General features: G+C 71.2%; 16 protein-coding genes and 1 riboswitch. Of the genes, 4 read left to right on the top strand and 12 right to left on the bottom strand.

Features of this window, described 5'->3' with window-relative positions:
• Positions 1 to 288: 288 nt before the first annotated feature.
• Positions 289 to 1,023 (top strand): response regulator, encoded by a 735-nt coding sequence (locus G4D77_RS21060; protein WP_016448779.1) that lies wholly within the window; start codon positions 289 to 291, stop codon positions 1,021 to 1,023.
• Positions 1,020 to 2,093, top strand: a complete 1,074-nt coding sequence (locus G4D77_RS21055; RefSeq protein WP_016448780.1) for an ATP-binding protein — start codon at positions 1,020 to 1,022, stop codon at positions 2,091 to 2,093. Before G4D77_RS21060 ends, G4D77_RS21055 begins: the two co-directional genes overlap by 4 nt.
• An 18-nt stretch (positions 2,094 to 2,111) precedes the next feature.
• On the opposite strand, the gene G4D77_RS21050 is transcribed toward G4D77_RS21055, so the two are convergent.
• From G4D77_RS21050 to G4D77_RS21000, 11 genes are all read right to left on the bottom strand, one after another.
• Positions 2,112 to 2,573, bottom strand: coding sequence for a vWA domain-containing protein (locus tag G4D77_RS21050; RefSeq protein ID WP_084027467.1), 462 nt, complete (start codon positions 2,571 to 2,573; stop codon positions 2,112 to 2,114).
• 209 nt (positions 2,574 to 2,782) lie between these two features.
• Positions 2,783 to 3,925, bottom strand: a complete 1,143-nt coding sequence (locus tag G4D77_RS21045) for a magnesium chelatase ATPase subunit I (RefSeq protein WP_126310991.1) — start codon at positions 3,923 to 3,925, stop codon at positions 2,783 to 2,785.
• Positions 3,922 to 7,740: a cobaltochelatase subunit CobN gene (cobN, locus tag G4D77_RS21040; protein ID WP_154833510.1), complete on the bottom strand. Its 3,819-nt coding sequence runs from the start codon at positions 7,738 to 7,740 to the stop codon at positions 3,922 to 3,924. Before cobN ends, G4D77_RS21045 begins: the two co-directional genes overlap by 4 nt.
• A 29-nt stretch (positions 7,741 to 7,769) precedes the next feature.
• Positions 7,770 to 8,819 carry a cobalamin biosynthesis protein CobW gene (gene cobW / locus G4D77_RS21035; protein WP_046241471.1) on the bottom strand — a complete coding sequence of 350 codons (1,050 nt, stop codon included), beginning with the start codon at positions 8,817 to 8,819 and terminating at the stop codon, positions 7,770 to 7,772.
• A 27-nt stretch (positions 8,820 to 8,846) separates the two neighbouring features.
• Complete coding sequence (locus G4D77_RS21030) at positions 8,847 to 9,869, bottom strand: LLM class flavin-dependent oxidoreductase (RefSeq protein WP_154833509.1); 1,023 nt, start codon at positions 9,867 to 9,869, stop codon at positions 8,847 to 8,849.
• A 4-nt stretch (positions 9,870 to 9,873) separates the two neighbouring features.
• Positions 9,874 to 10,641, bottom strand: a complete 768-nt coding sequence (locus G4D77_RS21025; protein ID WP_141835491.1) for an ABC transporter ATP-binding protein — start codon at positions 10,639 to 10,641, stop codon at positions 9,874 to 9,876.
• On the bottom strand, positions 10,638 to 11,660 hold the full coding sequence (locus tag G4D77_RS21020) for a FecCD family ABC transporter permease (protein WP_154833508.1): 1,023 nt from the start codon (positions 11,658 to 11,660) through the stop codon (positions 10,638 to 10,640). The genes G4D77_RS21025 and G4D77_RS21020 overlap by 4 nt, the downstream gene beginning before the upstream one ends.
• Positions 11,657 to 12,598: an ABC transporter substrate-binding protein gene (locus G4D77_RS21015; protein ID WP_213757732.1), complete on the bottom strand. Its 942-nt coding sequence runs from the start codon at positions 12,596 to 12,598 to the stop codon at positions 11,657 to 11,659. Before G4D77_RS21015 ends, G4D77_RS21020 begins: the two co-directional genes overlap by 4 nt.
• Before the next feature lie 10 nt (positions 12,599 to 12,608).
• Positions 12,609 to 14,840 carry a TonB-dependent receptor gene (locus G4D77_RS21010; RefSeq protein ID WP_154833506.1) on the bottom strand — a complete coding sequence of 744 codons (2,232 nt, stop codon included), beginning with the start codon at positions 14,838 to 14,840 and terminating at the stop codon, positions 12,609 to 12,611.
• 129 nt (positions 14,841 to 14,969) lie between these two features.
• A riboswitch (cobalamin riboswitch) is annotated at positions 14,970 to 15,253 on the bottom strand.
• 38 nt (positions 15,254 to 15,291) lie between these two features.
• Positions 15,292 to 16,173 (bottom strand): CHAD domain-containing protein, encoded by an 882-nt coding sequence (locus G4D77_RS21005; RefSeq protein WP_154833505.1) that lies wholly within the window; start codon positions 16,171 to 16,173, stop codon positions 15,292 to 15,294.
• A 69-nt stretch (positions 16,174 to 16,242) separates the two neighbouring features.
• Positions 16,243 to 16,734, bottom strand: coding sequence for a YbaK/prolyl-tRNA synthetase associated domain-containing protein (locus G4D77_RS21000; RefSeq protein ID WP_154833504.1), 492 nt, complete (start codon positions 16,732 to 16,734; stop codon positions 16,243 to 16,245).
• 81 nt (positions 16,735 to 16,815) lie between these two features.
• On the opposite strand from G4D77_RS21000, the gene G4D77_RS20995 reads away from it, so the two are divergent.
• Positions 16,816 to 17,457 (top strand): helix-turn-helix transcriptional regulator, encoded by a 642-nt coding sequence (locus G4D77_RS20995; protein WP_154833503.1) that lies wholly within the window; start codon positions 16,816 to 16,818, stop codon positions 17,455 to 17,457.
• Positions 17,458 to 17,501: 44 nt separating this feature from the next.
• The gene (locus G4D77_RS20990; protein ID WP_154833502.1) at positions 17,502 to 18,464 is read left to right on the top strand and encodes a threo-3-hydroxy-L-aspartate ammonia-lyase; all 963 of its coding nucleotides are present in this window, start codon (positions 17,502 to 17,504) and stop codon (positions 18,462 to 18,464) included.
• A gap of 19 nt (positions 18,465 to 18,483) precedes the next feature.
• On the opposite strand, the gene G4D77_RS20985 is transcribed toward G4D77_RS20990, so the two are convergent.
• Positions 18,484 to 19,218 (bottom strand): NUDIX hydrolase, encoded by a 735-nt coding sequence (locus G4D77_RS20985; protein WP_016448794.1) that lies wholly within the window; start codon positions 19,216 to 19,218, stop codon positions 18,484 to 18,486.
• Positions 19,219 to 19,247 lie beyond the last annotated feature (29 nt).

The following is a 19,247-nucleotide window of genomic DNA, read 5'->3' as shown; positions in this document are numbered from 1 at the left end:
CAAATCCAGATTGCCAGGAGGCATGGGGATGAAGGAAACTCCTGCCGGTGCGGCTTCGGCCTGCGGCGTGTTGCCGCAAGGGCCATTCACTCAGGGAGCCGCTGCAAAAGCTGACCGCTCCACCCGCTCATACGGCACTGCCGCTGTGACTTCATATTCATCGCTTTGTTTCGCATGCCGGCCAATGGCGGCGGCACAGGGAAACAGCTTGCGTTCTTTCGATGGCATTTCGGCCCGGGAAATGTGGAAGAACGATGGAGATGAACACAGCCGCCGCCGCGACCCAAAATGGCTTCTATCATTGCCCAGCCCTTGCCTTTCCAGCCATCGACATCGCTCATCCTCGTTGCCGAGGACGAGCCCGAGATCGCAGACATCCTGTGCGCCTACCTGGCCCGCAGCGACCTGCGCACCGTCCATGCCGCCGATGGCCAGCAGGCCCTTGAACTGCACCACCACTTGAAACCCGATCTCGTTCTTCTCGACGTGCAGATGCCACGCCTCGACGGCTGGCAGGTGCTGTCCGAAATCCGCCGGCGCGGCGACACGCCCGTCATCATGCTCACCGCCCTCAACCAGGACGTGGACAAGCTCATCGGCCTGCGCATTGGCGCGGACGACTACGTGGGCAAGCCCTTCAATGCGGCCGAGGTCGTGGCGCGCGTGCAGGCCGTGCTGCGCCGCTGCGGCCAGGGCCGGCTCCGCGATACCAAGCTGCTGCAGGCCGGCCCCTTTCGCGTGGACCTGGACAGCCGCGAGGTCAGCGTGCAGGTGCAGGGCGCCACGCATGTGCCCGAACTCACCGTGACCGAATTCAACCTGCTGGCCAGCCTGGTGCGTTCGCCCCGGCGCGTGTTCAGCCGCGCCGAGCTGCTGCTCAGTTGCCTGCCCGAAGGCCACACGCTGGAACGCACCGTGGACAGCCACATCAGCAAGCTGCGCAAGAAGCTCGAAGGCCTGGGCCTGCAGGGCATGCCCGACAGCGTGCGCAGCGTGGGCTACCGGCTGGGGATGGATCCATGAGCGCAGTGCCGGGCCTGCGCCGGCAGGTGGTGCTGACCATGTCGGCCGTCACGCTGGCCGTGGTCGTGCTGTGCGTGCTGGGTTCGTACGCCTTCTATGCACTGCTGCTGACCTTTCACCCGGCCAGCGTCTCCGACGGCTGGATGCCCTCCAGCGTGGAGCTGGCCTGGGTGCTGCTGACCCTGGTCATCGCCCTGCTGATCGCCATCTTCGTGGCCACGCGGCTGTCGCGGCGCATCCTGCCCTCGCTGGACTCGGTGGCCATCAGCCTGCGCCAGCTGGCCCAGGGCGACCTCTCGGCGCGCGCGCACACCGACGACAGCGCGCTGCACGAGGCCGCCCAGCTGGTGCACGACTTCAACAGCCTGGCCCAGCGCCTGGAAGGCATGGCGCAGGAGCGCGCCTTCTGGAGCGCGGCCATCGCCCATGAGCTGCGCACGCCCGTGACCATTCTCAGCGGACGGCTGCAAGGCCTGTCCGATGGCGTCTTCCTGCCCAGCAAGGACATGCTGGCCAGCCTGATGACCCAGGTCGAGGGGCTGACCCGCCTGATCGACGATCTGCGCCTGCTGGGCCTGCAGGACAACGGCCACCTGCATCTGGAGCTGCGCCAGACCTGCCTGGCCGGCGAGGTGCGATCGGTGACCCTGGCCGTGGGGCCGGCGCTGGAGCAGGCGGGCCTGCAACTGGCGCTGGAGCTGGATGAGCAGCCCGTGGTCTGCGACCCCGTGCGCATACGCCAGGCCCTGCTGGCCCTGCTGGAGAACGCCATGCTGTATGCGCAGCCCGGCCCCCTGCTGGTGGCCGCGCGCGTGCGCCAGGGCCTGTGCACCGTGCGCGTGGAAGACAGCGGCCCCGGCGTGGCGGCGGACCTTGCGCCGCGCATCTTCGACGCCTTCCAGCGCGGCGAAGGCGCCCGCAGCCGCAAAAACGCCGGCGTGGGGGCCAGCAAGGGCAGCGGACTGGGCCTGGCCGTGGTCCAGGCCATTGCCCAGGCCCATGGCGGGCGGGCGCAATGCCTGCCGGGCGAGCGCGGCGGCGCGCTGTTCGAGCTGAGCTGGCCGGCCTGACCTCGTCAGAGCCGCAGATCAGCCTGCGAAATCATCGGCCCGCACATGGCGTGCGTCCCAGGCGGCGGCCAGCGCAGCCGCCCGGCCCAGGCGCACGCGGCCTGATTCGAAGTCCACGATGCCTGCCTCCTGCGCCGCCGCAGGCCGCGCGGGCCGCTCGCGCGTGCGGCCGTCGGTGAGCAGCCACAGCCAGCCCTGGCAGGAGGCTTCTGCGCCGCAATGGCGCTGCAGCAACTGGCCCGCCTGCTCCACGGCCGCCTGCAGCGGCGTGCCGCCGCCCCCGCCGATGGGCGCGATCCAGTCGTCATTCCAGGCCGCAGCCTTGCGCGGCGGCAGGCGCAATTCCACGCGCGTGCCCGCAAAGCAGATCAGCGCCACCTGCTCGCGGCGGCGGTAGGCCTCTTCCATCAGCGACAGCAGCACGCCCTTGGCCCGCGCCAGTGCGCCGCTGGCGGCCATGGAGGCCGAGCAATCGAGCACAAAGCAATGCAGCCGCGTGGCCTGGGGCGGCTCACGGCGGCGCTGCAGATGTTCGGGCGCCAGCGCCTGGGCGCCGCGCGCGGCCAGCGTGCGCGGCCAGTCCCAGCTGCCGGTGGGCGGCCCGCCTTGCGCCTGGGCCAGCCGGGGCTGGCTGGCCGCCTGCTGGCCCGCCCTCGCATCCCTTGCCTGTGGCGCGGGGCCGCGAGGGCTCAGGCTTTTTTTGCGGCGGGCGCTCCGGGCTTTGCGGCCTCGCGGGCCAGCAACGAAGGCACGGCGACACGCAGCAGGCCCACGGGCTCGGGCGGCATGGCGCCCCAGTCGGCCTCGGAGGGCGGGCTGTCGCCTGCGCCGTTGGCCGTGGATTCCGCAGGCGGCCGGCTTTGTGCCGGCGACTGCGAAGGCGGATTCGATGGCGCCTGCTGTGGGGATGGCTGCTGTGGCTGCTGCTGCGGCGCCCCCGGCTTGCGGCGGTGCACCAGTACCAGCTCGGCCACGGCCTGCACATGGTCGGGCGTGACCTCGGCATCGCCCAGCCAGGCGGCCCAGGCGCGTGCGGCACGCAGCAGCACCAGGTCGGCGCGCAGGCCGTCCACCTGGGCGGCAATGCACAGCGCTCCGGCGGCCTGCAGCACCGCGTCGGACCAGGGCAGCGCGCCGGCCGGCTGCAGGCGCTCGCGTGCCGTGCGCAGCTGCGCGGCCAGCGCGGCCTGGGCGTCTGCATGGCGGGCGCGGAAGGCTGCGGGGTCGGCATCGAACAGCAGCCGCGCGCGCACGATGGCCTGGCGCTGGGCCGCATCCTGCACATTGGCCAGGCGCACGCACAGGCCCAGGCGGTCCAGCAGCTGCGGGCGCAGCTGGCCTTCCTCGGGGTTCATGGTGCCCACCAGCACGAAGCGCGCCGCATGGCGGTGGGAGATGCCGTCGCGCTCGACCACGTTGACGCCGCTGGCGGCGGCATCCAGCAGCACATCGACCAGGGCATCGGGCAGCAGGTTGATCTCGTCCACATAGAGCACGCCGCCATGGGCGCGCGCCAGCAGGCCGGGCGCGAATTTGAGCGCATGGCCGGCCATGGCCTGGCCCAGGTCCAGCGAGCCGGCCAGATGCTCCAGCGAGGCGCCCAGCGGCAGCGTGACGAAGGGCGCGGCATCGATGAGCTCGGCCAGGGCGCGCGCGGCCGTGGACTTGGCCGTGCCGCGCGGCCCCTCGATCAGCACGCCGCCCAGTTGCGGGTCGATGGCGGCCAGCAGCAGCGCCTGGCACAGCAGGGGCTGGCCGGCAATGGCGGCAAAGGGAAACAGCGGCGGCAGCGCGGGCGGGGCGCCGCTGCCCAGGTCAGGAGATGCGGTCATGCGCGCAATCCTTCGAGATGGTTTTCATGTTCCAGCAGCAGGTCTTCCAGCTGCTGGCGATAGTCGCCGGGCTGCTCCCACAGGCCGCGCTGCATGGCTTCGAGCAGGCGCTCCAGCATGTCGCGCAGGGCCTGCGGATTGTGCTGCACGAGAAAGTCGCGCGTGGCCGCGTCCAGCACATAGGCGTCGGCCACCAGGGCGTACTGGTGGTCGCCCACCTGCTGCGTGGTGGCGTCGAAGCCGAAGAGATAGTCCACCGTGGCCGCCATCTCGAAGGCCCCCTTGTAGCCATGGCGCTTGGCGCCGTCCATCCACTTGGGATTGGTGACGCGCGAGCGCACCACGCGCGCAATCTCCTCCTTGAGCGAGCGCACGCGCGGCTGGGCCGGGTTGGCATGGTCGCCGTGGTAGAGCGCGGGCTGGCGGCCCGAGAGGTGGCGCACGGCAGAGGCCATGCCGCCCTGGAACTGGAAGTAGTCGCCCGAGTCGAGGATGTCGTGCTCGCGACTGTCCTGGTTGTGGGCCACCACGTCGAGCTCGCCCAGGCGGCGGCGCAGCGCATCGCCTGCGGGCACGCCCTCGGCGTCCTGGCCGTAGGCATGCTGGCTCCAGCCCAGGTAGGCCTGGGCCAGGTCGGCATCGCCCTGCCAGTCGCCGCTCTGGAACAGTCCGCCCAGGCCCGATCCATAGTGGCCGGGCGGCGCACCGAACACGCGCCAGCCGGCCTGCAGGCGGGCCTGCACGGCGTCCATGCCCTGCGCCTGCAGCTGCTCGGCCTCGGCCAGGATGCGCGCGCGTATGGGGTTGTCCTCGGCGTCCTCGTCCAGCGCGGCCACGGCCTGCACGGCCGCGTCGAACATCTGCACGGCGCCGGGGAAGGCATCGCGGAAGAAGCCCGAGATGCGCAGCGTCACATCCACGCGCGGCCGGCCCATGCCCACGCGCGGCACCACCTCGAAGTCCACCACGCGCTGGCTGCCGGGCGCCCATTTGGGGCGCACCCCGATCAGCGCAAAGGCCTGGGCGATGTCGTCGCCGCCCGTGCGCATGGTGGCCGTGCCCCAGACCGACAGGCCCAGGGTGCGCGGGTACTCGCCATGCTCCTGCAGATAGCGCTCCAGCAGCCTGAGCGTGGCCTGCTGGCCCAGCTCCCAGGCGGCCTGGGTGGGAATGGCGCGCGTGTCCAGCGTGTAGAAATTGCGCCCCGTGGGCAGCACGTCGGGCCGCCCGCGCGAGGGCGATCCGCTGGGCCCGGGCGGCACGAAGCGGCCCTGCAGCCCGCGCAGCAGCTGGCGCAGTTCCTCGCCGCCACAGGCATCCAGCGCGGGCGCCAGCACGGCATGCACCTGTTGCAGCGCGGCGCGTGTCTGCGGCCAGTCACCGGCCGGGGCCTCACCTTCCAGCAACTGCTGGGCCAGCAGCTCCAGGCGCTCGCGCGTGTCGCCTTCATGGCGCCAGGGCTCGTCGCTCACGGCCTGCAGGGCGGCGGGGCGCGCGCCGGTCCAGGGACGTGCAGGCTCCATGCGCAGCGGGTCGAACCCGGGGCTGTCCAGCAGGTCGGCGGCCAGCGCCTGGATCAGGCCCTGGCCTTCGTCCGACGGGAAGCGCGCCAGCGCCAGCAGCGTGTCGCGGCGCTGGCGGCCTTGAGGCGAGGCGCCGAAGACATGCAGGCCATCGCGGATCTGGGTTTCCTTGAGCTCGCACAGGTAGGCGTCTATGCGTTCGAGCACGGCATCGTCGTCCTGCGCGGCACCGGGCGCCAGGTCCAGCTCCTGGTCCAGGTGCTGGCGGCGCACGATGTCCAGGATCTGGCGGCGCAGCAGCGCGCCGCGCCGCGCATCGACCAGCAGGGCGTCGTAGTACTCGTCCACCAGGCGCTCCAGGTCCTGCAGCGGGCCGTGGTTTTCGGCGCGCGTCAGCGGCGGCATCAGGTGGTCGATGATCACGGCCTGGCTGCGGCGCTTGGCCTGGGCGCCTTCGCCGGGATCGTTGACGATGAAGGGGTACAGGTGCGGCAGCGGGCCCAGGATGGCATCGGGCCAGCACGCGCCCGACAGCGCCAGGCTCTTGCCCGGCAGCCATTCGAGGTTGCCATGCTTGCCCACGTGGACCATGGCGTCCACGGCAAAGCGGTCGCGCAGCCAGAAGTAGAAGGCCAGGTAGCCGTGGGGCGGCACCAGCTCGGCATCGTGGTAGCTCGCATAGTCCTGCGCGCCCATGCCTTTACCGCCCAATGCACGCGCCGGCTGTATGCCGACAAAGACATGGCCCAGGCGCAGGCCCGCGATCATGAAGCGGCCCTGGCGCAGCAGCGGGTCGGCCTCGGGCGCGCCCCAGCGCGCCGTGATGGCGTCGGCCATGCCGTCCGGCAGCGCGGCCAGGCGCGCCAGGTACTCGTCCAGCGCATAGCTTTGCCAGGCCGGTCGCAGCGGCCACTGGGCCGGGTCGTTGGCAATGCCCTGCTGCAGGGTGTGCATCAGCGCCTCGCCATCGGCGGGCAGCTGCGCGGGGTCGCCCAGCTCGTGCCCTTCGGCCGCCAGGTGCTGCAGGATGGCGATCACCGAGGCCGGCGTATCCAGCCCCACGCCGCTGCCGATGCGGCCTTCGCTGCCCGGATAGTTGGCCAGCACCAGGGCCAGGCGCTTGTCGCGCGCGGGCAGGCTGCGCAGGCGGCACCAGCGCCAGGCCAGGTCGGCCACGAAGTCCACGCGGTCGGGCTCGGGCTGGTAGGCCACCACGTCGGCCTGGGTGAAGGCGCAGCGGTGGGACAGGCCCTTGAAGCTGATGGCGCGCGTGATGATGCGGCCATCCATCTCCGGCAGCACCACCTGCATGGCGATGTCGCGCGGGCGCAGGCCCTGGCTGTCGGCCCACCAGTCCTCGCGGTTGCCGCCGCTGGCAATGACTTGCAGCACGGGCGCATCGCCGGCCAGGGCCGTGCCCGATTCCAGCGCCGAGAACGCCGTGGTGTTGAGCACCAGCTGCACGGCATGGTCTTCGCAGAGCTGGCGCAGCGTGGCCAGGCACAGCGGGTCCTTGAGCGAGTCCAGCGCCACGGGCAGCGGGTTCATGCCGCGCTGCTGCAGCGACAGGGCCATGACGTCGAAGGCCGCCGTATTGCCCGCCAGCAGGTGGGAGCGGTAGAACACCAGGGCCACGGTGGGCGCGCCCGGCGTCCAGGCGCGCTGCAGGTCGTCGATGCCGGCCACGTCATGGGCATGGACCTGGGCATGGCTCCTGGCAGCGAACAGCGCCGGGGGAACGTGGACAGCCGCCTGCGGCAGGGTGCGCGGCGGCAGCGGCGCATCGCCCCGGTCCAGCCCGTGGTAGACGGTGGCCTTGAGGAATTCGCGCGCATTGGCCGCGCCGCCCGAGCGCAGGTACTGCCACAGCTGGCGGCAGGCGGCGGCCGGCAGCGTGCTGCGCGCCAGCAGGTGCGGGTCTTCCTGCAGGTCACCCGAGAACATGGCCAGGCGCTGCCCCTTGCGGCGCGCCAGCGAGCCGATCTGCTCGATGCCGTAGGGCCAGGCCGATTCCGAGCCCAGGTGGTCCACGATGACCACGCGCGCATGGCGCAGCACCTCGTCCACATACAGGTCCAGCGAGGCCGGCTGGCGCAGGTACAGCAGATTGGCCAGCCGCACCGAGGGAAAGTCCGCCGACGCCCCGGCCAGCGCGGCCACGGCCGAGGACAGCAGGGCCAGCGTGGTGTCGGCCGAGCTCAGGATGACGATGTCGGCCGGCGTCTGGTCGAGGCGGGTGACGATGCTCTCATCCTCGACGAAGCCGCCGGGGCGCGTGGACAGCAGGTGCATGGAACAGGTTTCAGTACGGAATCGGAAGGTCAGGCGGCCACATTCTCCAGGCCCTTGCGCAGCGCTGCTTCGTCAAGGTCTTGCCCGATGAACACCAGGCGCGTGCCGCGTGCCTCGCCCTCGCGCCAGGCGCGGTCGAAATGGTGGTCGAAGCGGCGGCCCACGCCCTGCAGCAGCCAGCGCATGGGCTTGCCCGGGATCTCGGCAAAGCCCTTGACGCGCAGGATGCTGTGCTGCTCCACCAGCGTCTCCAGCGCGGCCAGCAGGCGGTCGCGGTCCACGGCGGGCAGGTCGATCACGTAGGAGTCGAAGTCGTCATGGTCATGGTCTTCGTCGTGGTCGTGGTGGCTCACGCGCTGGTCGATGGTGGTCTCGGCCGCCTTGGCCAGGCCCAGCACCACGTCCAGCGGCAGGCGGCCCTGGGACGATTGCACGATCTTGACCTCGGGCGGCAGCTCCTCGCGCACCAGGGCGGTCACGCGGGCCAGGGCATCGGCATCGGCCAGGTCGGTCTTGTTGAGCACCACCAGGTCGGCCGCGCCCAGCTGGTCCTCGAAGAGTTCGTGCAGCGGCGATTCGTGGTCCAGGTTGGGGTCGGCGCGGCGCAGCTCGTCCACGGCCTGGGGATTGGCGGCGAACTGGCCGCTGGCGGCCGCTGGCGTGTCCACCACGGTGACCACCGCGTCCACGGTGAACACGTTGGCGATCTCGGGCCACTGGAAGGCCTGGACCAGGGGCTTGGGCAGGGCCAGGCCCGAGGTCTCGATGATCACGGCGTCGATCTGGTCGCGGCGCTCGGCCAGCGCGCGCATCACGGGGAAGAACTCTTCCTGCACCGTGCAGCACATGCAGCCGTTGGCCAGCTCGTACAGCGCGCCTTCGCGCTCGTTGCCCTCGTCGTCGCAGCCGATGCCGCAGCCCTTGAGGATCTCGCCGTCGATGCCCAGCTCGCCGAACTCGTTGACGATGACGGCAATGCGCCGGCCGCCCGCGTTGTCCAGGATGTGGCGCAGCAGCGTGGTCTTGCCGCTGCCCAGAAAGCCGGTGACGATGGTGGCGGGAATCTTGGCGGTTTGCATGGAAGGTTCTCCAGAAAAAAGAGGAAGTCAGACGGTGGCGAAAGGCACGGCGCTGCGCAATGAAGGGAGAACCTCCTGCGCAAACAGTTCCATGCCGGCGAGGGCCTGGGCATCGCTCCACAGGCCGTTGGCGTTGAAGACGCAGCGCAGCTGGCCCATGCCCGTGCGCTCGCGCAATGCGGTGATCTGCGCATGGCACTGTTCGGGCGTGCCATGGATGAATTGCTCGGCCAGCACGCGCGGCACATCGATGGGCAGCACCTGGTCGGCCGGCACACCGCGTTTGCCCGCAAAGTACACGCGGCGCTGGTACAGCTGCGGCCACAGCGTGGCCAGCTGGGCCTGCACGGCGGCCTCATCGGCACCGATGCAGACATAGCGCGCCAGCGATGAGCGCGCGCGCAGCGCGGCGGCATCGCGCCCGCGCTCCCGGGCAGCGGCCTCCAGGCGCTCCAGCTGCGTGCCTTCGGGCGGCTCCAGGCTCAGCAGCAGGGGCAGATTCTGATCGACGGCAAAGCCCAGGGTCTCTGCCGTGGAGCCGGCCACATACAAGGGAGGATGCGGGCGCTGCACGGTCAAAGGCAGGGCGGGCCGGTCCTCGAAGCTCCACGGCCCCTGCCCCGCCACGATGGGCCTGCCCGACAGCGCCTCCACCAGGATGCAGCAGGACTGCTCGAAGCGCTCGCGCGTGCTGTCCGCATCGATCTGCAGGGCACGCAGCGCGACCGGCTCCGTGCCCCGGCCCACGCCCACGTCGATGCGGCCGGCGCTTTGCAGGTCCAGCTGGGCAATTTCCTCGGCCAGCATCAGCGGATGGTGCAGCGGCAGCACCAGCACCGAGGTGCCCACGCGCAGCCGCTCGGTGCGCGCCAGCACGGCGGCGGCCAGCAGCAGGGGCGAGGGATAGGGCCAGGCGGTATCGGGCACGCGGAATTCGTTGAACCACACGCCCTGGAAACCCAGGCGCTCGGCGCGCTCGAACAGCGCCAGGAATTCACGGTGGTCGCCGCGCGTGGCGTCGCGCGTCCAGCCGGCCAGATCGATGCGCATGGGTTCAGTTCTCCTGTTTCAGCCGCGCGCGCAGCAAGGTTTGCGGAGGTGCGTCGATGCGCTCGAAATCCACGCCGAACACGGCATCCAGCCCCGGCGCATGCAGCAGCTCGGCAGGGGCTCCATCGAGCGCAATGCGCCCCTGGTCCAGCACGATGACGCGCCCGAAGTGCGCCAGCGCCAGGTCCAGGTCATGCATGACCACCAGCACCAGCCGCTCGCGCCCACGCTGCGCCAGCGCCTGCACCAGGGCCAGGCGGTGGCGCACGTCCAGCGCGGCGCCGGGCTCGTCGGCCAGCAGCACGGGCGGGTCGGTGGCCAGCACGGTGGCCAGCAGGGCACGCGCCTGCTCGCCGCCCGACAGCGTGGACCAGCGCCTGCGCGCGAAATCCTGCAGCCCGGCGCTCGCAATGGCCGCCTCGACATCACCCCTGCCCGCCAGCCGCATGTGCATGAGCTCGGCCAGCGTCAGGTCCCAGTGCGGCGCAAAGCGCTGGGGCATGTAGCCCACGCGGCGTGCGCGCTCGGCCACGGGCAGGGTTGCAATGTCTTGCCCGTCCAGCAGCACGCTGCCGGATGCAGGCGCCTGCAGCCCCGCCAGCAGGGACAGCAGGCTGGACTTGCCCGCGCCATTGGGCCCCACCAGGGCCACGGCGCCGCAGGCGGGCAGCTGCAGCGAGACGGCGTCCAGCACGCTGCGGCCACGATGGCGCAGCGTGAGGGACCGGGCCTGCAGGCGTGGCACGGCGTCGTCCATGGCTTGATCGTTCATGCGGACCTCAGCCTGCGCGCCAGCAGCACGATGAAGAAGGGCCCGCCCGCCACGGCCGTGACCAGGCCCAGCGGGATCTCGGCCGGCGGCAGCACGCTGCGCGCAATGGCATCGGCCAGCGTGACGATGATGGCGCCCGTGAGCGCCGACGCCGGCAGGGCCGCGCGGTGCAGCGGTCCCGCCATCCAGCGCGCGATGTGCGGCGCAGCCAGGCCCACGAAGGCCACCAGCCCGCCATAGGCCACGGCCACGGCCACCACCAGCGAGCCGGCCAGCACGGCCAGCGGCGTGAAGCGCGCCACATCCAGGCCGAAGCCCTGGGCCGCATCCTGCTCCAGGCCCAGCAGGTCCAGCCCGCGCGCCAGCGCCATGGCCCCGGCCAGGCAGGCCAGGGAGGCACCGGCCAGCAGGCCCAGGCCGCTCCAGGACGGCGTCTGTATGCCGCCCAGCACCCAGCTGAGCACCACCTGCAGGCTCACCGTCTCATCGGACAGCGCCAGCATCAGGAACGAGCGCAGCGCGCCCAGCACGGCCGCCAGCGCCACGCCGGCCAGCAGCATGCCGGCCGCATCGGTGGCACCGGCCACGCGCGAGACGGCCAGCACCAGCACGGTCGAGCCCCAGGCACCCGCAAAGGCCAGCACGGGCAGCGTCCATGCCTGGGACAGGCCGAACAATAGATGCATGGGAACCAGCAGGGCGACAGTCGCCCCCAGCGCCGCGCCGCCCGAGGCGCCCAGCAGATAGGGCTCGGCCAGCGGATTGCGGAACACGCCCTGGAAGATGGCGCCCGACAGGCCCAGCAGCGCGCCCACCAGGGCGGCTGCCAGCACGCGCGGCACGCGCCACTGCAGCAGCAGCCGGCTGCGCAGGCTGTCTTCGCCGCCCAGCGCGGCCAGCAGGTCGGCCGGGCTGGCCCACTGGTGGCCCGCGCAGGCGGCGATCAGCAGGCTGGCCAGCAGCAGCAGGACCGCACCGACCCAGGGGCGCCACGCAGGTGGATGTGAAAGGGAATTCATGCGGCCTCCCCGGCCCAGGCCGCAGGGTGCAGCCAGCGCGAGAGCTTTTCCACGCCGCCAAAGGTGCGCGGCCCGGGAATCAGGAACTCGGCACGCGCCACCGTGGTGGCCCGGCCGCCGCGCACGGCGCGCAGGTCGCGCCAGCCGCGCTGGCCGATCAGGTCCTGCATGGCCTCCTGCGTGCCTGCGAACAGCAGCACGTCGGGGTCGGCGGCCAGCACGGCCTCGGGCGAGACCTGGGGCACGGTGCCCAGGCCGTCCAGCGCGAACGCGGCGCCCGCGCGCACCATGGCCTCGCCGGTATAGGTGCCAGGGCGTGCCGCCAGCAGCATGCCGTTGCCCAGCCGGCCCGTGACCATGAGGGCGCGCGGCCGGGGCTGGCCGGCCACCTGCCGGTCCACGCGCAGCAGCCGCGCTTCCTGCGCCAGGGCCAGCACCTGGCCGCGCGCCTGCACGCCCGTGGCGCGGGCCACCAGGCGCAGGTTGTCCATCACCTCGGCCAGCGAGCGGCTGAGCAGCACCATCACCGGCACGCCGATGCGCTCCATGGGATCGACCAGCTGGTGCGCCGCCTGGCGCGCGGGCGTGACGATGACCAGGTCCGGCTGGCGCGCCACCACGGCGTCCACCGAGAACCCCAGCCGCCCGCCCACCTTGGGAATGCGCTCCACGCCCGGTGGAAAGCGCGTGAAATCCTCCACGCCCACCACGCGGTCCAGCAGGCCCAGCGCGGCCACAAGCTCGGTGTTGGAGGCAAAGATGGAGACGATGCGCTGCGGCGGCGCGGCAATCTCCACGCGCCGGCCCAGCGCATCCTGCAGCACCACCGGACCGCCTGCAGCGACGGTGTCGGCCCAGGCCGCGGGCAGGCCGCAGCCCAGGGCCGCCGCCGCGCCCTGGCGCAACAACTGGCGGCGCGTGGTGCTGGATTGCCTCATGCCATGGTCCTCAAAACTCTGCTTGCAGGCCGACCATGAGTTCGCGCCCGGCCATCGACGTTCCGCAGCCGCCGTTCTGGTACGCCGGGTTGGCGATGCAGGGCGCGCGGTCCAGCGCGATGAAGATGGGATGGCGGTTCAGGTCGAACAGGTTGTTGACGGCTGCGAACAGCTTGACGCCGCGCGACACGCGGTAGTCGGCACGCAGGTTCCAGATGGTGAAGGCGCCCTTGCGGTGGATGAAGGTGCTGCTGGGCTCGCCCTGCGGGATGAGCAGCGCCTCTTCCGTGTCGTACCACATGGGACCGCGCAGCAGCGTGGACAGCTGCAGGCTCCAGTCGCCCTGCAGGCGCCCGCTGCCCTGGCCGTAGCGCACGCCGGCCGAGGCCTCGTAGCGGTACATGCGCTGCACCTTGTCGGTATTGGCCGACGCTGGCGATCCCTTGTCCCGCATGCTGAAGTGGTAGTAGCCGCCAGCCCAGGCCTTGAGCTGGTGGCCCGTCAGGTTCAGCGCCCGCGCCAGGTCCATGTCGGCCTGCATTTCCAGGCCGCGCGCCACGATGTCGGCCGCGTTGTTGGCGTAGTCCGAGGTGTTGGTCGTGGCCCCGCGCGAGACGGTGATGATGCGGTCGCTGATGGTGTTCTGGAACAGGGCCGCATCCACGCGCCAGCCGGGCTGCTGCAGCGCGGCGCCGACCTCGATCTGGCGGCTGGTCTCGGGCTTGAGGTTGGGGTTGCCGAAGGTGCGGCCACCGCCGACGGCCGTGAAGTCCGAAGCCAGCTCCGTGGCCGTGGGAGCGCGGAAACCCGTGGAGGCCGCAGCGCGCAGCGTGAGCCGGTCCGTGGCCTTCCAGGTGGCGCCGGCCGACCAAGTGTGGTTGTCGTAGTCGCGCGTGCTGGCCTGGGCCAGGGCGAGATTGGGCGTATCGTCGAAACGCGTCGTGCCCCAGGTCTTGCGCAGGCCGGCACGCAGCGTGAGGCGATCGTCGAACAGGGTCTGCGCGTCCTCGACGTACAGCGCGTGCACCTGCTCGGTCTGGTTGTTGTCATAGGGCGCAACCTGGCCCGCCGGGCCGCCCGGCATGGCCACGCGCAGGCGGTCGGAGCGCAGCTTGCTGCGCTCCCAGTCGAAGCCCATCAGCAGGTCATTGGTCTGGCTGACACGCAGGCGCGGCTGAAAGCGCAGGCCCGTGGCGTCCAGCTGGCGGTGGTTGTAGTCGCGCGCCGTGCCGGGCACGGCGCTGTTGCCCGAGCGGATCACGGGCGATGCCCAGTTGAACTCATCGGTATCGACCAGGCTGTAGAGGTGGGTCGTCCAGCTCAGGCGCTGGCCGGGCAGTGCGCCTTCGTAGGTCAGGTCCAGCGAGCGGTTGCTGCGGTTGTCGCGGCTGTAGATGTTGGCGCCCGATCCGCGAAAGCCCGCGTTGTAGATGCCGTCCGTGCGCAGCTGCAGCTCCACGCGGTGCAGCTCGTGCAGCTGCCAGCCCAGGGCGCCGCTGGCGCCGCGCCGCTTCCAGCCCGTGTTCTCCATGCGCGTGCCGCCGTCGCCCGACTCGTAGTCGCCGCGCCCGCCTGCGCTCACGCCGAAGTACCAGTCGAAGCGGTCATTGGCGCCGGCCGTCTGCGCATCGGTGCGCCACAGGTCCCACGAGCCGGCCTGGACCTGGGCGCGCGTGCCAGGCGCCGTCGCTCCCGTCTTCATGATGATGTTGACCACCCCGCCCATGGCCTGGCTGCCGTAGATCACCGAGGACGGGCCGCGCACGATCTCGATGCGCTCCACATCCGAGGGGCTGAGCTTGGACAGGTTGGCCGTGCCCGCGCGCCGGCCGTTGACCAGCACCAGCACCTGGCTGCGGAAGTCGCGCCCCTGGCCGTCGGTGGAGGCGCCGCGCAGGTTCATCGAGGTCTGGGCCGCCGTCCATTCGCTGAGAAAGCCCACGGCGTTCTCGGCCAGCAGGTCGGTGACCGAGCGCGCGCTGGAGCGCTCTATGGCCTCGCGGTCGATGGTCTGCGTGGTGCTCGCGATGCGGCTGCGCGCCTCGGGCCGCGCCGTGGCGGTCACGAAGACGGCGTCCAGCGCATCGTCGGCGGATGCACCGGCTTTGCCGGCCGCCGGTTCCTGTGCGGCGCCGGCCGCCGCGGCGCAGCAGGCCAGCACGGCCGCAGCGGTGGCCGGGCGCAGGAAGGGAGGAAGGGGAAAGGGGCCGGAACAATCGGCGGCCAAAGAAGCGAAGCGCATGCGTTGAATCCAACTGCCCCAGTCACCCGTGGGGCCTATCGTCTGAACCACGCCGCACGGCGCGCACGCCGGAGCCGGCCACGCCAGCGCAGGCTGGGGCCGGACCGGACAGGCGCACTCCCGCGGCGTCCGAAAGCAATGCAGAAGGCCGGTATCCGGGCTTGCGGAACGCTGCGGCGCGCAGGGTGGGCGCGCTGCAGCAGGCATCCCCGCCTTCCCATGTCCGTCCAGACACAGTGGCTTGCGGCGCGCAACCGGTGGGTGGCGCGCCAGCGTGGGGAGTTGTATTCCGCTGACCGTTGCGGGGGCAGCGCAGGCATTGCGAGCGGCCACCTCGATGGCATCGCGCACCTGCTTCCCGTTGAACCCCTGGCCGGTGAACGGCATGAGGCACCTTCAGCAACAGCGCACCGCCACGGCCCAGGGGCTGCGGCGGTGCGCCAGCGGCGGATTATCGCCCAGCCCAGAAGCCCGGCACCCGGGCCAGCGCCCGCAGCGCGCGGCGGCTGCTGCGCGCGCTGGTGGCCAGGCGGGCCTGCAGGTAGCCGGCGGCGAACCAGGCGCGCGGGTCGCGCGCGGCCTCGGCATGGAAATGCTCGGCCGCCACGGCCATGTCGTTGTGCAGGCCCAGCGCGTCCTGGGCGGGCACCAGCGCCTCGGCAAAGCGCCGGCCCTTTTTGCCGGGCCACATTCCGGGCGCGAATTCCCGTGCAAAGTCCGCCAGATAGCGCAGGCGCTTGAGCCGCTTGCGCACGCGGTGCTGCTGCGACAGCGGCAGGCGGTCGAAGTGCCGGCCGTCGCGCAGCACCTGGCGGTGCAGGCGCGCCAGCCGCCGTGCCAGGTACTTGCGCGTGCCTGCGGCGGACAGGTGGGCAAAACGGGCCGATGGCTCTGCCTGCGGCGCCTGCGCCAGCGCCTGGATCTCGGCCAGCGCGTGCAGGAACGGCGGCTCGCGCACGGCAGCGGCTGCATCCGCCTGCACGGCCTGCGGCGCCTGCCAGTCGCACAGGGGCGCATGGGCGGCCTGCAGCAGCGGGCGCACCACATCGGCCAGCGTATCGGCATCGCGCAGCGTGCCCAACTGCGCAAAGGCCTGGGCCAGGGGGTCATCCCATTCGGCGCGCATGCCGGGCGCCAGCCCCGCGCACTCACGCAGCACGGTGCGCAGGCGCCGCAGGGCCACGCGCAGCTGGTGAATGGTCTCGGCATCGCTGCCACCGCCCTCCAAGACCGCCAGATGCGACTGCACCTGGGCCAGGGCAGCAGCCAGCGCCGCACGCACAAAGCCGGCCGCATCGGGCCGGTCAGGGTGCTGCTTCGCAGGGGTGGACATGGTCAGGCAAGGAGATGTGGACGTTGCCGACGATTGTGGGCGCAGCCCCGCGCCAGGGTCAATCCATGGTCAATCGGCGCCCTCCCCGCTCAGGCTGTGCAGCGCGGGCCGGGCAATGCGCACATAGTCGGCCGAGTCCAGCACGATGGAGCGGTCCAGCCGGCCCGCATTGAAGGCGATCTCGGCAAAGCGCTCCACCAGTGCCGGGTCCACCACCAGGCGCACCTGCGGGTTGAAGGAGAACGGCGGCACCGATCCCATCACGCAGCCGGTGGCGGCCTGGGCCTCCTCTGGCGAGGCCAGCGTGGCCTTGCGCACGCCCACGGCCTGGGCCAGGCGCTTGAAGTCCAGCTTACGGTCGCCGGGCAGCACGGCCAGGAACAGCTGGGGATCGCCCGCACCGGACGCATCGCGGCTCTTGCAGAGCATGGCCTTGGCACCCTGGCCGGGTGCCGTGCCCCGGATTTCGGCGACGAGGTCGGAGCGGCCCTCGGCAGGGTGCTCGATCACGCGAAAGCGCGCGTCCTGGGATTGCAGCAGGTGAACAAGGGTGTCGAACATGGCAGGGAGCACAAGAAACGGACAAGAAGGCAGGTCGCCTGAGTTTTGACATTTTGTCCAATTCAAAACAAAATGTCCAATATGACACAACGCACTCCCGAGCAGCGCCAACTGCTGGAACAGGTGGCCAAGATCGCCGAAGGCCTGGGCCAGACCCTTGCCCCGTTCTGCGAGGTGGTGGTGCATGACCTGCTCGACCCGTCCCATGCGGTGCTGGCCATCCACAACAATCTCTCGGGCCGCGATGTCGGCCAGGGCGCGACGGAGCTGGGCCTGGCCCGCATCCAGGACCCCGGCTACGAGCAGGTCATCGCCAACTACCCCAACCAGTTCGCCGATGGCCGCCAGGCCAAGAGCACGTCCATCGGCATCCGCGACTCCGAGGGCCGCTACATCGCCGCCCTGTGCATGAATGTGGACCTGACGATGTTCCAGGGCTTCCAGAGCATGCTCAACCGCTTTGCCGCCGTCAGCGGCGACACGCCGGCCCGCGAAATGCTGGCGCCCATGGGCGCCGGGGCCGGTGCCGACACGGTGCGCGCCCGCATCGACCAGTTCGCGGCGCGCCTGGCGACCACGCCGCGCGCCCTCAAGCCCGAGGAGCGGCGCGCCCTGGTCCGTGAACTCAAGGGCGACGGCCTGCTGGACCTTCGCCGCTCCATGGAGACCATTGCCGCCCACCTGGGCGTGTCGCGCGCCACGGTCTACAGCTACGCCAAGTAGGTCCCGGCACCCCGCCGATCTGCAACTCCTTCTCTCCCGTACCGATGACAAGCCTTCCCACCTATGACGACGTGGCCGCAGCGGCCCAACGCATCCAGGGCCATGCCCACCGCACGCCCGTGCTCACCTCGCGCACGCTGGACGAGGCGCTGGGCGCCCGCGTCTTCCTGAAGTGCGAGAACCTGCAGCGCATGGGCGCCTTCAAGTTCCGCGGCGCGTTCAACGCCCTGTCTCGCTTCAGCGCCGCGCAGCGCAAGGCCGGCGTGGTGGCGTTTTCCTCGGGCAACCACGCCCAGGCCATTGCACTGGCTGCCAGGCTGCTGGAGATTCCCGCCACCATCGTCATGCCGCATGACGCGCCCGCCGCCAAAGTGGCGGCCACCAAGGGCTATGGCGGCCAGGTGGTGGTCTACGACCGCTATACCGAAGACCGCGAGCAGATCGGCCGCGACCTGGCCGAGCGCCATGGCCTGACCCTGATCCCGCCCTACGACCATGCCGACGTGCTGGCCGGCCAGGGCACGGCCGCCAAGGAACTGTTGGAGGAAACCGGCCCGCTGGACGCCCTCTTCGTGCCGCTGGGCGGCGGTGGCCTGCTGTCGGGCACCGCCCTGTCCACACGCGCGCTCAGCCCCGACTGCGCGCTCTACGGCGTGGAGCCCGAGGCCGGCAACGACGGCCAGCAGTCGCTGCGCGCAGGCCGCATCGTCCACATAGACACCCCCAAGACCATTGCCGACGGCGCCCAGACCCAGCACCTGGGCGGCATCACCTTCCCCATCATCCAGCGCGACGTGACCGACATCCTCACCGCCAGCGATGCCGAGCTGGTCGACGCCATGGGCTTCCTGGCCACGCGCATGAAGCTCGTGGTCGAGCCCACCGGCTGCCTGGGCCTGGCCGCCGCGCGCCAGAAAGGCGAGGAGCTGCGCGGCCGGCGCGTGGGCATCATCCTCAGCGGCGGCAACGTGGACATGCAGCGCTTTTGCAGCCTGCTGGGCGCCTGATCCTGATCGAAGGCCGCCCTCACCCGCGCGGGCTGAAGGTGCGCGGAAACACCACGGGCGCGCTGCGGTCGGCCAGGCGGTAGCCCATGGCGGGGCGGCGTGACGTGCCCTCCACCTGGCCTGCCTCGACCAGAAAGCCGGCCGCCATCATGCGCGTGCGAAAACCGCTCTTGTCCACAGGGCGGCCCAGCACCACTTCGTAGGCCTGCTGCAGCTGCGGCAGCGTGAAAGGCTCGGGCAGCAGAAAGGCCGGCAGCGAGGTGTATTCCACCTTGCCCCGCAGCCGCTCCACCGCTGCGCGCAGGATCTCGCCGTGGTCGAAGGCCAGCGCAGGCGCGCGCAGCAGTTCATCGACGGCAAACCACGACACATCGGCCGCATTCGCGCCCTTGGCCAGAATCAGGTCATGGCCCGGGATCAGCGCGAAATACACATGCGTGGCCGACCAGCCACGCGGGTCGCGCGCCGCGCCGCCCCAGCTTCCCAGCTGCTCCAGGTAGGGGCTGTCCACACCCGTCTTGTCCAGTAGCTTGCGCCGCGCGCAGGCCAGCAGGTCTGCGTCCTGGCGCACATCCACAAAGCCGCCGGGCAGCGCCCACAGCCCCGGAAACGGCTCGCTGCCCGCCGTGGGGCGCTGCACCAGCAGCACCTGCAGGGCATCGTCTGCCACCGTGAAGATGACCACGTCCACCGTGGTGAACGGGCGCGGGAAGTCCAGCGCGCCCTGCGGGGATGGGGAATTTTTTTCAGCCATAGGATGGATTGTGCTTGACGTGCCGGATT

It is taken from the genome of Delftia sp. WY8, assembly GCF_018437695.1.
GTDB lineage: Bacteria > Pseudomonadota > Gammaproteobacteria > Burkholderiales > Burkholderiaceae_C > Comamonas > Comamonas tsuruhatensis.
This window is presented reverse-complemented; position numbering and strand designations above follow the sequence as displayed.

What these genes read in the sequence shown, in the direction of transcription:
- G4D77_RS21020 (WP_154833508.1), bottom strand. Translation starts at nt 11,660, where the DNA reads ATGAATTCCCTTTCACATCCACCTGCGTGGCGCCCCTGGGTCGGTGCG.
- G4D77_RS20995 (WP_154833503.1), top strand. Translation starts at nt 16,816, where the DNA reads ATGACACAACGCACTCCCGAGCAGCGCCAACTGCTGGAACAGGTGGCC.
- G4D77_RS21045 (WP_126310991.1), bottom strand. Translation starts at nt 3,925, where the DNA reads ATGACCGCATCTCCTGACCTGGGCAGCGGCGCCCCGCCCGCGCTGCCG.
- G4D77_RS21030 (WP_154833509.1), bottom strand. Translation starts at nt 9,869, where the DNA reads ATGCGCATCGATCTGGCCGGCTGGACGCGCGACGCCACGCGCGGCGAC.
- cobW (WP_046241471.1), bottom strand. Translation starts at nt 8,819, where the DNA reads ATGCAAACCGCCAAGATTCCCGCCACCATCGTCACCGGCTTTCTGGGC.
- G4D77_RS21010 (WP_154833506.1), bottom strand. Translation starts at nt 14,840, where the DNA reads ATGCGCTTCGCTTCTTTGGCCGCCGATTGTTCCGGCCCCTTTCCCCTT.
- G4D77_RS20990 (WP_154833502.1), top strand. Translation starts at nt 17,502, where the DNA reads ATGACAAGCCTTCCCACCTATGACGACGTGGCCGCAGCGGCCCAACGC.
- cobN (WP_154833510.1), bottom strand. Translation starts at nt 7,740, where the DNA reads ATGCACCTGCTGTCCACGCGCCCCGGCGGCTTCGTCGAGGATGAGAGC.
- G4D77_RS21060 (WP_016448779.1), top strand. Translation starts at nt 289, where the DNA reads ATGGCTTCTATCATTGCCCAGCCCTTGCCTTTCCAGCCATCGACATCG.
- G4D77_RS21015 (WP_213757732.1), bottom strand. Translation starts at nt 12,598, where the DNA reads ATGAGGCAATCCAGCACCACGCGCCGCCAGTTGTTGCGCCAGGGCGCG.
- G4D77_RS21055 (WP_016448780.1), top strand. Translation starts at nt 1,020, where the DNA reads ATGAGCGCAGTGCCGGGCCTGCGCCGGCAGGTGGTGCTGACCATGTCG.
- G4D77_RS21005 (WP_154833505.1), bottom strand. Translation starts at nt 16,173, where the DNA reads ATGTCCACCCCTGCGAAGCAGCACCCTGACCGGCCCGATGCGGCCGGC.
- G4D77_RS20985 (WP_016448794.1), bottom strand. Translation starts at nt 19,218, where the DNA reads ATGGCTGAAAAAAATTCCCCATCCCCGCAGGGCGCGCTGGACTTCCCG.
- G4D77_RS21025 (WP_141835491.1), bottom strand. Translation starts at nt 10,641, where the DNA reads ATGAACGATCAAGCCATGGACGACGCCGTGCCACGCCTGCAGGCCCGG.
- G4D77_RS21000 (WP_154833504.1), bottom strand. Translation starts at nt 16,734, where the DNA reads ATGTTCGACACCCTTGTTCACCTGCTGCAATCCCAGGACGCGCGCTTT.